16 protein-coding genes are annotated in these 13534 nt (G+C 31.3%); 8 read left to right on the forward strand and 8 right to left on the reverse strand.

What is annotated here, in order from left to right; genetic code table 11:
* Position 1 precedes the first annotated feature (1 nt).
* From JK634_RS00880 to JK634_RS00890, 3 genes are all read right to left on the reverse strand, one after another.
* A complete protein-coding gene (locus tag JK634_RS00880) occupies positions 2 to 1879 on the reverse strand; it encodes an APC family permease (RefSeq protein ID WP_202765749.1) in 1878 nt (625 codons plus the stop codon).
* 161 nt (positions 1880 to 2040) lie between these two features.
* Positions 2041 to 2352 (reverse strand): PTS sugar transporter subunit IIB, encoded by a 312-nt coding sequence (locus tag JK634_RS00885; RefSeq protein ID WP_202765750.1) that lies wholly within the window; start codon positions 2350 to 2352, stop codon positions 2041 to 2043.
* Between the two features lie 162 nt (positions 2353 to 2514).
* Complete coding sequence (locus JK634_RS00890; RefSeq protein WP_202765751.1) at positions 2515 to 2733, reverse strand: DUF1659 domain-containing protein; 219 nt, start codon at positions 2731 to 2733, stop codon at positions 2515 to 2517.
* Positions 2734 to 2885: 152 nt separating this feature from the next.
* Between JK634_RS00890 and JK634_RS00895 the strand changes: the two genes are divergently transcribed.
* From JK634_RS00895 to JK634_RS00905, 3 genes are all read left to right on the forward strand, one after another.
* Positions 2886 to 3056: a YvrJ family protein gene (locus tag JK634_RS00895; RefSeq protein ID WP_202765752.1), complete on the forward strand. Its 171-nt coding sequence runs from the start codon at positions 2886 to 2888 to the stop codon at positions 3054 to 3056.
* 95 nt (positions 3057 to 3151) lie between these two features.
* A complete protein-coding gene (locus JK634_RS00900) occupies positions 3152 to 3376 on the forward strand; it encodes a DUF1659 domain-containing protein (RefSeq protein WP_202765753.1) in 225 nt (74 codons plus the stop codon).
* A 38-nt stretch (positions 3377 to 3414) separates the two neighbouring features.
* Positions 3415 to 3630: a DUF2922 domain-containing protein gene (locus tag JK634_RS00905; protein WP_202765754.1), complete on the forward strand. Its 216-nt coding sequence runs from the start codon at positions 3415 to 3417 to the stop codon at positions 3628 to 3630.
* Positions 3631 to 3738: 108 nt separating this feature from the next.
* Here JK634_RS00905 and JK634_RS00910 read toward each other — a convergent pair whose 3' ends face one another.
* On the reverse strand, positions 3739 to 4497 hold the full coding sequence (locus JK634_RS00910; RefSeq protein ID WP_202765755.1) for an NYN domain-containing protein: 759 nt from the start codon (positions 4495 to 4497) through the stop codon (positions 3739 to 3741).
* A gap of 218 nt (positions 4498 to 4715) precedes the next feature.
* Between JK634_RS00910 and JK634_RS00915 the strand changes: the two genes are divergently transcribed.
* Positions 4716 to 5294, forward strand: a complete 579-nt coding sequence (locus tag JK634_RS00915; RefSeq protein ID WP_202765756.1) for a 5' nucleotidase, NT5C type — start codon at positions 4716 to 4718, stop codon at positions 5292 to 5294.
* Between the two features lie 30 nt (positions 5295 to 5324).
* Here the strand turns inward: JK634_RS00915 and JK634_RS00920 are convergent, their stop codons facing one another.
* The 4 genes from JK634_RS00920 to yjeM all read right to left on the reverse strand — a co-directional run bounded on the left by JK634_RS00920 (position 5325) and on the right by yjeM (position 9196).
* Complete coding sequence (locus JK634_RS00920) at positions 5325 to 6224, reverse strand: AraC family transcriptional regulator (RefSeq protein WP_202765757.1); 900 nt, start codon at positions 6222 to 6224, stop codon at positions 5325 to 5327.
* Between the two features lie 152 nt (positions 6225 to 6376).
* Positions 6377 to 7183, reverse strand: a complete 807-nt coding sequence (locus JK634_RS00925) for a class I SAM-dependent methyltransferase (protein WP_202765758.1) — start codon at positions 7181 to 7183, stop codon at positions 6377 to 6379.
* A gap of 13 nt (positions 7184 to 7196) precedes the next feature.
* Positions 7197 to 7622: a GNAT family N-acetyltransferase gene (locus tag JK634_RS00930; protein WP_202765759.1), complete on the reverse strand. Its 426-nt coding sequence runs from the start codon at positions 7620 to 7622 to the stop codon at positions 7197 to 7199.
* Positions 7623 to 7705: 83 nt separating this feature from the next.
* Complete coding sequence (gene yjeM, locus JK634_RS00935; protein WP_202765760.1) at positions 7706 to 9196, reverse strand: glutamate/gamma-aminobutyrate family transporter YjeM; 1491 nt, start codon at positions 9194 to 9196, stop codon at positions 7706 to 7708.
* 304 nt (positions 9197 to 9500) lie between these two features.
* On the opposite strand from yjeM, the gene JK634_RS00940 reads away from it, so the two are divergent.
* The 4 genes from JK634_RS00940 to JK634_RS00955 are packed head-to-tail and all read left to right on the forward strand — an operon-like array spanning position 9501 to position 13522.
* Positions 9501 to 9914, forward strand: coding sequence for an RrF2 family transcriptional regulator (locus JK634_RS00940; protein ID WP_202765761.1), 414 nt, complete (start codon positions 9501 to 9503; stop codon positions 9912 to 9914).
* Between the two features lie 60 nt (positions 9915 to 9974).
* A complete protein-coding gene (gene cooS / locus JK634_RS00945; RefSeq protein WP_202765762.1) occupies positions 9975 to 11861 on the forward strand; it encodes an anaerobic carbon-monoxide dehydrogenase catalytic subunit in 1887 nt (628 codons plus the stop codon).
* A 24-nt stretch (positions 11862 to 11885) separates the two neighbouring features.
* On the forward strand, positions 11886 to 12332 hold the full coding sequence (locus tag JK634_RS00950; protein WP_202765763.1) for a 4Fe-4S dicluster domain-containing protein: 447 nt from the start codon (positions 11886 to 11888) through the stop codon (positions 12330 to 12332).
* A gap of 2 nt (positions 12333 to 12334) precedes the next feature.
* Positions 12335 to 13522: an NAD(P)/FAD-dependent oxidoreductase gene (locus tag JK634_RS00955; RefSeq protein WP_202765764.1), complete on the forward strand. Its 1188-nt coding sequence runs from the start codon at positions 12335 to 12337 to the stop codon at positions 13520 to 13522.
* The last annotated feature ends 12 nt before the right edge of the window (positions 13523 to 13534 follow it).

Genomic DNA, 13534 nt, shown 5'->3' on the forward strand with positions numbered 1-13534 from the left:
TTTAATCATCTTCCAATTCACAAACATCTGCCTCAGATAAATGATATGGATATGTTGCAACCACTATATTATTCTTTCTAAGTAAGGTTTCTCTTAAAAAGAAACCTGTATGGTTATGTAAAAAACTTCCCCACCACTCATGGGTTTCAAATTCAGGCAAAATAACTGTGATTTTTTCATCTTCACCTGCTGCATTTGATATTTTATCTATATAATCTAAGATAGGTGTAACCACAGCTCTAAATGCAGAATACTTTGCTACTAATAATATATCTGTATCAAGTAATTCCCACTTATGCTTTAATTTTTCTAAATCCTCTCTACTAGTCGATATATTTAGTGCAATTACATTCGAGCTAATACTTTGTGCATATTGAAGAGCCCCAATAGTAGCACTATTTAAACTTGCAAGTGGAACAACAACAATATGATTATACTTAACCCTTAAATTAGTATTTTTTAAAGATGCCTTTGTTACTCTTAACCTACAGGCAACCCTACTATAATGTCTATGTATCATAACCATAACATAAACTATCATGGGAACGAGTATAATGACTATCCAAGCTCCATGAATAAATTTTTCGTATGCAATAATGCCAGTAGTTACTAGTGTAACAAATGCACCAAATCCATTTATAGATGCACGTATTCTCCATCTAGTTTCCTTACTTTTTCTCCAATAAATTACCATACCTGCTTGAGCTAAAGTAAATGACATAAAAACACCAACTGAATATAAAGGGATTAAGAGATGAGTCTCTGCATTAAATGCTATAACTAAGAAACATGCTACAAAAGCTAGAGCAACTATTCCCACTGTAAAGCTTAGTCTTTTACCTCTTATAGTAAACTGTCTTGGTGCATATCCATCTTTACCAACAACATACATCAACATTGGAAAACCTGTAAAAGCAGTATTGCATGCCATTAGCAAAATAATTGCTGTACTAAACTGAATAACATAGAACATAATTCCATTGTTAAAAACCCCATATGCAAGCTGAGCAATTACAGTTGGTCCTTCATGCAAAGGAAAAACCTGATAAAACCTTGCAAGAAAAGAACTTCCACCAAAAATAAATAATATTAACCCAGTTAATAATATCATTACAATTTTTGCATTCTTTTGGGCTGGCTGTTTAAAATTAGGTACTGAGTTACTTACTGCTTCTAATCCAGTTAGCGCAGAACATCCTGATGCAAAAGCCTTTAAAATCAAAAATACACTTACACTTCCTATGACATCCATTCTTTTAGGTATGTGAACCAATTGATTTGGCTCAATATGCAAAACTAAAAATTTAAATAATCCATATAAAATCATAAAAATCATACTAACGATGAAGATGTAAGTAGGTACGCTGAAAATTTTTGAGGATTCACTTATACCCCTCAAATTTAAAATAGTTAAAATAATGATTAAGGTGATAACTATAAGAACTTTATATCTATTAAGTTCAGAAAAAGCTGAAGTTATTGCTGCCACACTTGCACTTGCACTTACTGCAACGGTAAGTACGTAATCTATCAGAAGTGCTGCTCCAGCTACAAGTCCAGACTTAACTCCTAAGTTTTCCTTTGCAACAATATAAGCTCCACCACCGTGTGGGTAAGCTCTAATAATCTGTATGTATGATATTGTAAGTATTAAAAGTAGCCCTATTATCATTAAAGATGTCCATGTAAGCCAATTAAATGCGGCAACTCCTAAGACCGGCACCAAAACAAACAAAATTTCTTCTGCTGCATATGCTACAGATGAAACTGCATCACTTGCCATAATCGCAAGTCCAAAAGGAACATTATATTTTTCATGCGCACCTTGTTCATTAGATAAAGGTTCACCTAGTAATATATCCATAAACTTATCTAACATATGATTACCTCCAAATACTTTAATGATGCCACAATTCAAACTAACTTTTTAAATAATCATTTATGTTATTTTAACCTAAATTTAAAAAAACATAAGCAAATGGAAATTTTCAAAAGAAAAAAATCTTTAGAATTAATTCTAAAGATTTTATATTAAAAATTTTATTTTTTTTGTACCAAAGCCAATGCTTGATCTATTAATTTATCAGCTCTCATTCTTCCGTAATCAAACATGTCCATAATAGCTACTGGAATTTCTTTATTAATACATACATTCTCTATTTGTTTAATCTTAAATCTAATCTGTGGACCAACTAAAACCACATCAATATTATCTAAATGCTTCTCAATTTGAAATTCTGAAAATGCATTAATCGAAATATCTAATTGCCTTTCTTTTGCGGCTTCTTTCATTCTAACTGCTAACATACTTGAAGACATTCCACCTGCGCAAACTAATAGTATATTCACCATAAACCTCTTCCTCTCAAAACAACATATATAAATTTTATAGTTACAAAGAATAAATGTCAATGTTTACATATTTTTCTTGTAACTACATTTTTTATTATTTTTATCCTTAAGTTCTACTGCTCTTTTTTCACAAATTTTCAGTTTAATCATCCCATAGCGCTATTAACCAAGTAGCTCAAATCTATTTTCTTTAAGAATGCTGTAAATCTGTGTATTTAAAAGTTCTCCAATTTCATGCCCAACAATACTTAAATCATCATCTGATGCATTATCAGATATATTCAAAAAAGCTTGTCTTTTAAAAACATCATGTCCTTCTTTATCTATACCAGCCTTATATTTTATCACTAATGAAAGTGATGATAGAATTGCTTCAGTCATAAATATCACCTCCTTTATTTATATCAATTACATCATGAATATATGCTTCAATTATACTTATCTACATTTAAAGCAATTCCATCTCAATGAAAATTAAAAAAATCAAAACATTTTTTCATAACATATATATTTCATAAAGGAGGTGATTTTTTATGGAAGTAAATGAACTAATTAATTTAATAGGTAATGTTGGTTTTCCAGTTGCTATTTCTGCTTATTTATTAATTAGACTTGAGAAAAACATAATTGGCTTGACCTTATCTATTAATAAACTCAATACAATAATTTCAACTAAACTAGGTGTAGTTATTGAAAATGAGTAATAAGTATGCTTGTTTAAAAATTTTTTGACTTTTAGGTAAATTTCTCAATAAGGACATATATCCTTAATGTAGAGTTCAGAAAGGAGGTTATGTAAATGGCTATAAACAAAGTTATAAATTCCACCACTCTTAGTCTAGAAGTTCAAAGTGGAACAGATGCAGCTGGTGCACCTGTGTTTAGAAAAAAGAATTTCTCTGGAATTAAGTTAACTGCAGCACCAGAAAATGTTTTGGATGTTGCCCAAGCTATTAAAGGTATTTTAAACAATCCTACCAGAGATTTATTTTTAAACGAAACTTCTAAGCTATCAAACAACTAAATTCAACTTAAAATTTATTATGGAAAGTAGGTGAAATAATGGAATATGTACTTTCAATGACCTTCGTAACTTCAGGCGGAGATAAAGCTTCTTTTTCTATTACTGGAGTAAAAGAGTCAATAACTGAAGCAGAAGTCTCTGCATTAATGGATACAATAATTGCTAAAGATATATTTATTACTAAGAGCGGTTCTTATGTGTCTAAATACGGCGCACAATTAACTGAAAAACAAGTCACAAAATTTGATCTTTAGTATATTATTACTATCTACATTTGAATATGAATAGTTAAAAAAGTGAAAGAGTTCAACTTTTCAGTTGAACTCTTTCATTTCATTATATTAATTACAGAAAACACATAATTATTCTTTATTTCTAACATACTTTAAAGTTATACTAGGATTACTGGTTTTAATTGATCTTATTTCAAACTTATTTAATGATGCTACAAATGGAGTAAGCTTTGTATATCCATAGTTTCTACTATCAAAATCTGGATACCTCTTATTAAGGGTACTACCAAGTTCACCTAAAAATGCCCAACCATCTTCATCAGAAATTTCAGTAATTATAGTTTTAATAGCTTCTATTAGTTTTTCTCTACTTATGGTACCAACCTTATTCTCTTGATTCTTATGAACAGTCTTAACACTTTCTGTTTCTTCAATATTAGATGCCATAGATGCAAGCACCTCAAGATATTTAAACTTTTCACAGGCAGCAATAAATGGAGTTGGGGTTTTCTTCTCCCCCATACCAATTACATACATTCCAGCTTCTCTTAATCTTGATGCTAATCTTGTAAAATCACTATCACTAGAAACTATGCAAAACCCATCAACATTTTTTGAATATAATATATCCATTGCATCAATTATTAATGCCGCATCAGTTGAATTTTTTCCCGTTGTATAATTATATTGTTGAATTGGAGTTATTGAATAGTTCAATAACACATTCTTCCAAGGTGCAAGCTGTGGCTTAGTCCAGTCACCATATATTCTTTTATAAGTAGGTACTCCATGATTTGAAATTTCATCTATTATATACTTTATATATTTTTCTGACACATTATCTGCATCTATCAAAACAGCTATTCTCTTATCCTTATCTTTATCCATTATTTATCTCCTTCTTTCTTAAGCGATAACTTATCACTTAACTTATACCTATCTTTATCTATTCTACAAACTGACTAATATTTCCTTCATTCTATCATTCCTTTTTGAATGTAATCCTTATTATAAATGATATTATACTATAATATCATGACTTAACTTCTACTTAATTATATCTTAACATTAAGATGTTATTATTAAAATAAAAGGAGGTGCAACGAATGGTTAATTTAAATATTTGCATTGATATCGATGGTACAATAACAGATGCTTATTATTGGCTTGATTTTTGTAATGAATACTTTAATACTAATATAACGAAAGAACAAGTAACTGAATACTCTATTCATAACGTGCTAGGCATTGAGGAAGAATCATACAACGAATTTTATAATAAAAATAAGTTTATACTACATGAGGATCAGCCCTTAAGAGAAAATGTTCAAGAAATATTAGCTAAACTATCTGAAGATAATAGTATATATTTTGTTACTGCAAGAGATAAAAGTCTTAGTATGCTTACACACAGATACTTAAGAAAGAATAATATTCCCTATAATGATCTATTTGTTTTAGGTAGCCACTATAAGGTAGATAAAGCAAAAGATTTAAATTGTGATATATTTATAGAGGATAATTATGAAAATGCTATTCAGCTATCAACTGCTGGCTTCAAAGTTCTGCTGCTTGATACAAACTACAATAGACATACTTTAAATGAAAATATCACAAGAGTTCATAACTGGAATGAAATATATGAAATAATAGAAAAACTGTTATTACAAAGTAAAGCAATGTAATAACAGTTTTTTGTATAAATGTGTAGTCCTTTATTTCTTTATAATCGGTATCCAAACTTCTGAGAAAAACCTATCATCGTCTGCTGTGTAGTATAATTCCATTTCTGGCCCTTCAGCATGCTCGTAACCTGAGCTAGGGAACCATTCTTGGAATATACGTCTCCATAATTCTTGAATCTTTTCTGTAACTTCTGATTCATAGTGCTCTTCTGTTCTAAATACTACCCATGTAAATGGATCAACTGAAACTGAGGTATATTCATCTGGAACTTTAAGTTCATCTTCGAAATCAACAACACCTATCATATATGGCATAGTATCTTTTCCCGTATCTCTATATCCCATAATTCCATTCGCATCACAAAGTTTAAATTCACTTTCAGTCTCAACTTTTTGTTGTACCTCGCTTAATTTGTCTAGAATACCAGCCTCATAACATTCTTCCCAAAACTTCGGTATCCTAATTAAGTTATTACCATTTGTTAAGTCAATAATCTCTTCTACACCAAAAAACTTAAATGAGCCCTTTTCTACAATCCTATAATTCATCTCTGCACCTCCTTTTATTGAAATATGAAAGGATAATGGCGGATAAGCTTTTAAAAGTGTTCCCATCTCTCTGGCTATAGTTGGTGAAACCCCATGCATTTTATTAAATGCTCTAGTAAACGCCTCAGGAGATTCATAGCCATACTTCAGTGCAAGGTCTATTACCTTAATACTGCTATTTTGCAGTTCTAAGGCTGCTAAAGTAAGCCTTCTTCTCCTAATGTACTCTGCCAAAGGTACATCTGTTATAAAAGAAAACATTCTTTGAAAATGATAGTTTGAACAGCATGCAACCTTTGATATATTGTTATAATCAATTTCATTTGTTAAATTCTGTTCAATATACTTAATTGCGCCATTCATTCTCTTAAGCCAATCCATCCACTCACTCCCTTTCATTTACAATTATAGTAGCATATGATATTTATCACCTTGCATATTATGCACCAATTTGCAAGGACACTATACTTTGTTAGAATCTTTATTATTGAATAAGGTCTTAGTTTTTGATATTATTCCATGTAAAAATATACTTATTTAATACCTAATCTCATACGATAACAAAATTCCACCTCAAATTCATCATTTCCATAAACATCAAAAACTTTCATTTTAAATGAATCTATATACGGATTAATTTCATTTATCCCTGCTTTGATAATAGCTTGTAACCCACCTTGACTTAAAGCCATCTCAATAACTCTTTGAGCATTACAAATTTCAGTATTTGAGAAAACTATTTCTCTTGCATATTGAAAATGTCCACTGTTTTTTATATTTGAAAGATGCTTATCTTTATCCCATCTAATAGATTTATCTTTAATAGCAGGATGTCTGGATTCTATTTCACGCACTTTTTCAAAGAGTTTGGTATATTCAAGTTCTATCTCTAATTTATATATTGGTGGCCAATCACAATCATAAACTGCAAAAATTCCACCCTTCTTTAATATTCTTTGTACTTCATTTAAAGTAGTCTCAGGATTCATCCAATGAAAGGATTGTGAACATGTTACAATATCTGCTGAATTACCTTCTAATCCAGTCTTATCTGAAAATGAAGAAATGAATGTAATATTTTCTAAGTCAGAAGCTTTCTCTTTTGCTATTTCAATCATATCTTTGCTTGGTTCTATTCCAATAACCTTATTACTTATTTTACTCCAAATCCTTGATGAAAGTCCTGTGCCACAGCCCAAATCCACCACAAGCAATGGCATTTCCCCTAAATATTTCAGTATAATTTGTGTAACTTTTTCAGGGCATCTTGGTCTTGCACTATCATATATATCCGCAAAGCCAAGAAATCTATCTGCATTAATTTGTAACCTTTCTTTCATTATATTACCTCTTCTATATATCCTTTTTAAATGTGTAGCTAGTTTTATCAAAACACATTTTCTCTTCATAGAATCTATGGGCCTCTACTCTTTGTAATCCAGATGATAGCGCAACTACCTTACAATCATTTTCCTTTGCCCATTTAGCTACATAGGACAATAATGTCTCTCCATATTTTTTCGATCTCTCATTTTCATCTGTAACCAAATCATAAACCCATACATGTTTACCATAATATAAGTTTGTAAGTTTTATAAATCCTGTAATAGCAACTATTTTCTCTTCTATGAAAAGTCCAAATAATTTATATCCTTCTTTTTTCATATCTTCAGTTAATTTAAAGTATTCTTTTTCATCTAGATGTGGTCTTAATTGTTTCATTACCTTAAATGCTTTTAGCATCTCTTCTTTATTTAATATTTCTCTAATACTTTCCATAAATACCACCTCTTTCAGATTAATTATACCATAAAGCACAAAGGGACATTTTGTTTGCTTAACAAACAAAATGTCCCTTTACCTTATTTTATTTTCTTCTCATATCTGCTATACATTATAAATGCTACTAATGAGAAGAATATTGGTCCTACAATCATCCACAAAGTCGATTTAAAATCTGGCTTGTCCTGTAATATAGGATCAATTATTGTAAATAGGTTTGCAAAAAATACTGTAATTGTAACTATTACTGCTGCAATTACTCCACTTCTGTAACTTTTAAATATTACGAATGGTTTTTCTATTTCTGTCTTCTTTTTAAATCCAATGAATGCTATTGCTATAAACAAATATGGCAGCGTCATTGCAACGTTAGTCATAAGTACTATATATGAGAAAAACTGTGATACTCCATCTCCGCCAAATGCTGTAAGCATTACAAATGCACATACTAACCCACATTGCATCCACATAGCATTTCTTGGAATTCCATCATCATCTATTTTACTAATGGCTTCTGGCCATAGCTTTTTCGGTGTTCCTTCTATTATTTGCTTAATAGGAGAATATATTAATGTAAAATATGAACCTGTATATGCTAAAAACATTGATAGTCCTACTACTCTAGCAAAAAATGCTCCCATGCTAACTGCTGTTGCCTGTCCTAAGCCTAAACTAGTACCTATTGTATAACCTAAATTATTCATTATTATATAAGTTATATTAGCAAGGTTAATGCCTTTAGTTGCACTTAAATCATTCCAATTTAAGAACATACCACACATAAATATACCTAAGGAGTATCCAACAGCAATTATTGTCGCAGATATAATCATTCCTTTTGGGAATGTTTTTTCTGGTTTTTCAGTTTCATCAACTAGTCCACCAACTGCTTCGATACCGCCGTATGCAAATATTGCAAATACCAAAAATGATAATATATTTATTAATGAATTACTATTTGGATTAGGTGAATCAATAAATGTTCTTACTGATGTAATTGGTTCAGCAAGTTTTCCACCATGTAATGCAAAAACTAAAATTGCTCCAATTAGTAATACAACATTAAGTAATGCAATTGCTGTTCCCCCTACTGATGTTACCTTGCTTACACTCTTTAACCCCTTTGACGCAATAAACGTAACTAAAATAACAAATAATATTGCTAGTATTCCAAGTATTTGCGTAGATGTTAAACCTAGAAATGATAGTTCATCAGTTATATCCCTGCCAAAGACTAGATTTGAAAGAGGTATCCATATCTCCGTTGCAACACTTACCATCCAAATTACATAGGATGAATACCACATAAAGGTTCCTATAAACGCAAACTTACCTCCAACGGACTTCTCCATCCAAGAATATATTCCGCCCTTTTCTTTTCTAAAAGCGGTCCCATACTCTGCCATCATAAATGCATAAAGAATGAAAAAGGTTAATCCTGATAATATATACCACGGAATTGCCGCGTATCCCATCTTATAAAAAGCTTTTGAAATATTATTGAATCCAAAAACTGATGTAAAAACCATTAATACTAACGGTACTAATGTTAACTTTTTCTTATTTTCCATTTTGAACTCCCCTATTGATGATATTTTTCCACATAAGTAGAGATTATAAAATAAAAGCAAACCATTTTCAAATACATTAAAAATCATTTTATCAATAGAATGATTTCATATATTGAATTTAACAAAGTAGCCATCTGTTTTTTAATATATTGTTAATAACATTTCGAAATTGATTCATATTATTTAAAATGAAAAAAATTCTCCTTCCAAAAATAGCAAAAACTTTTTTCCCATCTCTTGACAAAAATATCTCAAAGTATTACATTAATACTATACCAAATTAGTATACATTAGGAGAGATTATATGAAAATAACACAAGAAGCAGATTATGGATTACGTGTAGTACTCTATTTATCAAAATTAGAGCAAGGGGCTAAAGTTGACGCGTCTACTATATCAGAGCATGAAGGCTTGCCTTTAAGATTTTTACTTAAGCTTTTAAGGAAACTTATTGCCAGTGGAATTATAAAGTCCTTTCGTGGTGTTAATGGTGGTTATTCTCTTAACAAACTTCCTGAAGAAATCACACTAAAGGATGTTATAGAATCAATAAATGGTCCTATTTACGTAAATCGTTGCATGATTGATCCTGCCTACTGTAATGCTCATAAAGGTAATCGCTGTGAAATCCATAGAGCTTTAGGAGGTATACAGGAAAGCCTCGTATCTAAGCTTCAGGGGGTTAATTTTAAAGATTTAAAAGAGGGGAAATACTAATCCCCATTTTTTATAATTAATACTATACCATTTTGGTATACTTTCAAGGAGGAGTTTTAAATGAATACTTGTGGAAACTGTACAACATGCTCAAGTGCTGATAAAGTTCTTGAGAATTTTATTGCAAAGGTCGATGTTGAAACCTCTCATCATAGAGTGGAAACTCAAAGCATTAAGTGTGGCTTTGGCCAGCAAGGTGTTTGTTGCCGTCTTTGTGCAAATGGACCATGCCGTATAACTCCAAAATCACCTCGTGGAGTATGTGGAGCTAATGCTGATACAATTGTTGCCCGCAATTTTTTGAGAGCAGTAGCTGCTGGAGCTGGATGTTATCTTCATATTGTTGAATCAACTGCACTTAACTTAAAGAAAACAGGAGAAAATAATGGAACTATAAAAGGTGTAAACGCCCTAAATCACCTTGCAGAACTTTTTGATATAGAAGAAGCTGATATGCATAAGAAAGCCATCTTAGTTTCTGAAGCTGTTTTAAAAGATTTATATAAACCAAGATATGAAAAAATGGAGTTAACAGAAAAAATGGCTTATGCTCCAAGATTTAAAAAATGGCAAGAACTTAATATACTTCCTGGCGGTGCTAAATCTGAAGTTTTTGATGCTGTAGTAAAAACATCTACAAATCTAAACAGTGACCCCGTTGATATGCTACTTAACTGTTTAAACCTTGGAATATCCACTGGTCTCTATGGACTTACTTTAACAAATCTACTTAATGACGTTATGCTTGGAGAACCAGTTATTCGTCCTGCAAAGGTTGGATTTAAAGTTGTAGATTCAGATTATATAAACATAATGATAACTGGACACCAACATTCAATATTTGCCCACATGCAAGATAGACTTTTAGATGAGGACATTGTAGCAAAAGCTAACGCTATTGGCGCTAAAGGCTTTAAACTTGTAGGATGTACTTGTGTAGGACAAGACTTACAACTTAGAGGTGAACATTACAAAGATGTTTTCTCTGGCCATGCAGGAAATAATTTCACAAGTGAAGCTCTTATTACAACAGGTGGTATAGATATAATTCTATCAGAATTTAACTGTACATTGCCTGGTATAGAGCCAATTGCTGATGAATTCCAAGTTAAAATGATTTGTCTTGATGATGTAGCTAAAAAAGCGAATGCAGATTATATAAACTATAGCTATGAAGAAAGAGAAGAAATAACTTTAAAAATAATTGAAGAAGCTGTTAAAAGTTATTCAGATAGAAGAAAAAATGTTGGTATAAATATTCCAATGGATCATGGTTATGATGATGTAATCACTGGAGTAAGTGAAAATTCACTTAGAGAATTCTTAGGTGGCACTTGGAAGCCTCTTGTTGATTTAATAGCTAGTGGAAAAATCAAAGGGGTTGCTGGTGTTGTTGGTTGTTCAAATCTTACAGCTAAAGGCCATGATGTATTTACAGTTGAACTTACAAAGGAACTTATTAAAAGAGATATCATAGTTTTATCTGCCGGTTGCTCAAGTGGTGGTTTAGAAAACGTTGGCTTAATGTCACCTTCTGCTGCCTCCCTTGCTGGTGATAACTTAAAAGCTGTTTGTGAAAGCTTGGGAATTCCTCCAGTTTTAAACTTCGGTCCATGCTTAGCTATAGGTAGACTTGAAATAGTTGCATCTGAGCTTGCTAAATACTTAGGAATAGATATTCCGGAACTTCCATTAGTTTTATCTGCACCTCAATGGCTAGAAGAACAAGCTCTCGCTGATGGGGCATTTGGACTTGCTTTAGGGCTTCCTCTACATCTTGCGATTCCACCTTTTATAACTGGAAGTAAGGTTGTTACTAAAGTTTTAACTGAAGACTTAAAAGATATTACAGGTGGACAGCTTATTCTTGAAGATGATGTAATTAAAGCAGCAGATCGTCTTGAAGAGATTATTCTTAATAGAAGAAATAGTCTAGGCTTAGCCTAATTAAATTTTAGGAGGATAAAGCTTATGAATAGGATAGTAATAGATAAAGCTATATGCCAAGGGTGTTTAAATTGCACCCTTGCCTGTATGGCTGAACACAATGAAAATGGGACTTCAATTTTCAGCTTAGACCTTGAAGATACAAAAAATGAAAGCAGAAGTTATATAACCTTAGATTCTAACGGTAAAGCATCTCCTATTTTTTGCAGACATTGTGATGAACCTGAATGTGTGAATGCTTGCATGAGTGGAGCTATGACTAAAGACTCAATAACTGGTGTTGTATCCTATAATAAAGACAAATGTGCTTCATGCTTTATGTGTGTGATGTCATGTCCATATGGAGTTCTTAAAGCTGACGATAATACAAAAAAAGTGATTTTAAAATGTGATTTATGTAATGGAAGATCAGTTCCTAGATGTGTTGAGAATTGTCCAACTGGAGCTATTTCCTTAAGTAAGGAGGCATGAAAATGAGATATGTAATTATAGGGGCTAGTGCTGCTGGTATAAATGCTGCTAAAACTCTAAGAGAAACAGACTCAGAATGTGAAATAGTCTTAATCTCCAAAGATGAAAATGTATATTCTAGATGTATGCTTCATCTGTATATAAGTGGTGAAAGAAACCTAAATTCTCTTTCCTTTATTGAAAATGATTTCTTTGATAAAAATAGAATAATTTGGCTTAAAGGATTAAGTGTTATGCAAATAAACGACACATTAAAATCTTTAGAATTAAGTAATAATCAAACTTTAAGCTATGACAAACTTCTAATTGCTTCTGGTGCTTCAGCTTTTATTCCTCCAGTTAAAAATCTAAGAGAAGCTACAAATGTATTTCCATTAAGAAATATAGAAGATGCTATCTCTATAGCAAAGAGATATAAATATGGAGATAATGTAGTTATAATAGGTGGAGGACTTGTTGGCATTGATGCGGCGGTTGGATTAATTCACAAAAGTGCTAGTATTCATTTAGTTGAAATGGCTAATAGAATCTTACCTCTTCAATTAGATAAAACTGCTTCCTCAAAATACGAAAACCTTCTTATTAAAAATAATGTTAAGTTATATCTTAATTCTTCAGCAAAAGAAGTTATTTTAAATGAAAAAGGGGAAGCTGCTGCATTAGCCTTAAGTGATGGCACTGAAATTTCATGTGATTTAATTATTGTTGCAGCTGGAGTTAGACCTAATATAGATTTTATAAAAGATACTCAAATTAAAACAGATAGAGGTATTTTAATAGATAATACTTGCAAAACAAATATAAAAGACATATTTTCTGCTGGTGACGTGACTGCCCTATCCCCAATATGGCCAGTTGCAGCCAGACAAGGTAAATGTGCTGCACTTAATATGTTAGGTAAAGAAGCAACTTGTGATGACAATTTTGCATACCTAAATTCAATGAATTTCTTAGGTCTTGAGTCTGTTTCAATTGGAACAATTGAAGCTCCAGATAGCACTTACACTACTGATATTTATGAAACAAAAAATGTATATAAAAAAATTATTCATAAGGACGGAATAATTTATGGAGCTTTGCTTCAAGGAGATATATCTTACTGTGGGATTTTAACTAATCTAATAAAAAATAAGACTAACATTTCTCACATAAACAAAAGTATATTTAAATTAAACTCAGCTGATTTCTAAAATTAAAAGGTT

The sequence above is a fragment of the Clostridium paridis genome (assembly GCF_016765615.1).
GTDB lineage: Bacteria > Bacillota > Clostridia > Clostridiales > Clostridiaceae > Clostridium_T > Clostridium_T paridis.

Bases quoted from the DNA above. Each gene is read 5' to 3' on its own strand.
- JK634_RS00880 (WP_202765749.1), bottom strand. From the start codon at position 1,879: ATGTTAGATAAGTTTATGGATATATTACTAGGTGAACCTTTATCTAAT.
- JK634_RS00885 (WP_202765750.1), bottom strand. From the start codon at position 2,352: ATGGTGAATATACTATTAGTTTGCGCAGGTGGAATGTCTTCAAGTATG.
- JK634_RS00890 (WP_202765751.1), bottom strand. From the start codon at position 2,733: ATGACTGAAGCAATTCTATCATCACTTTCATTAGTGATAAAATATAAG.
- JK634_RS00895 (WP_202765752.1), top strand. From the start codon at position 2,886: ATGGAAGTAAATGAACTAATTAATTTAATAGGTAATGTTGGTTTTCCA.
- JK634_RS00900 (WP_202765753.1), top strand. From the start codon at position 3,152: ATGGCTATAAACAAAGTTATAAATTCCACCACTCTTAGTCTAGAAGTT.
- JK634_RS00905 (WP_202765754.1), top strand. From the start codon at position 3,415: ATGGAATATGTACTTTCAATGACCTTCGTAACTTCAGGCGGAGATAAA.
- JK634_RS00910 (WP_202765755.1), bottom strand. From the start codon at position 4,497: ATGGATAAAGATAAGGATAAGAGAATAGCTGTTTTGATAGATGCAGAT.
- JK634_RS00915 (WP_202765756.1), top strand. From the start codon at position 4,716: ATGGTTAATTTAAATATTTGCATTGATATCGATGGTACAATAACAGAT.
- JK634_RS00920 (WP_202765757.1), bottom strand. From the start codon at position 6,224: ATGGATTGGCTTAAGAGAATGAATGGCGCAATTAAGTATATTGAACAG.
- JK634_RS00925 (WP_202765758.1), bottom strand. From the start codon at position 7,183: ATGAAAGAAAGGTTACAAATTAATGCAGATAGATTTCTTGGCTTTGCG.
- JK634_RS00930 (WP_202765759.1), bottom strand. From the start codon at position 7,622: ATGGAAAGTATTAGAGAAATATTAAATAAAGAAGAGATGCTAAAAGCA.
- yjeM (WP_202765760.1), bottom strand. From the start codon at position 9,196: ATGGAAAATAAGAAAAAGTTAACATTAGTACCGTTAGTATTAATGGTT.
- JK634_RS00940 (WP_202765761.1), top strand. From the start codon at position 9,501: ATGAAAATAACACAAGAAGCAGATTATGGATTACGTGTAGTACTCTAT.
- cooS (WP_202765762.1), top strand. From the start codon at position 9,975: ATGAATACTTGTGGAAACTGTACAACATGCTCAAGTGCTGATAAAGTT.
- JK634_RS00950 (WP_202765763.1), top strand. From the start codon at position 11,886: ATGAATAGGATAGTAATAGATAAAGCTATATGCCAAGGGTGTTTAAAT.
- JK634_RS00955 (WP_202765764.1), top strand. From the start codon at position 12,335: ATGAGATATGTAATTATAGGGGCTAGTGCTGCTGGTATAAATGCTGCT.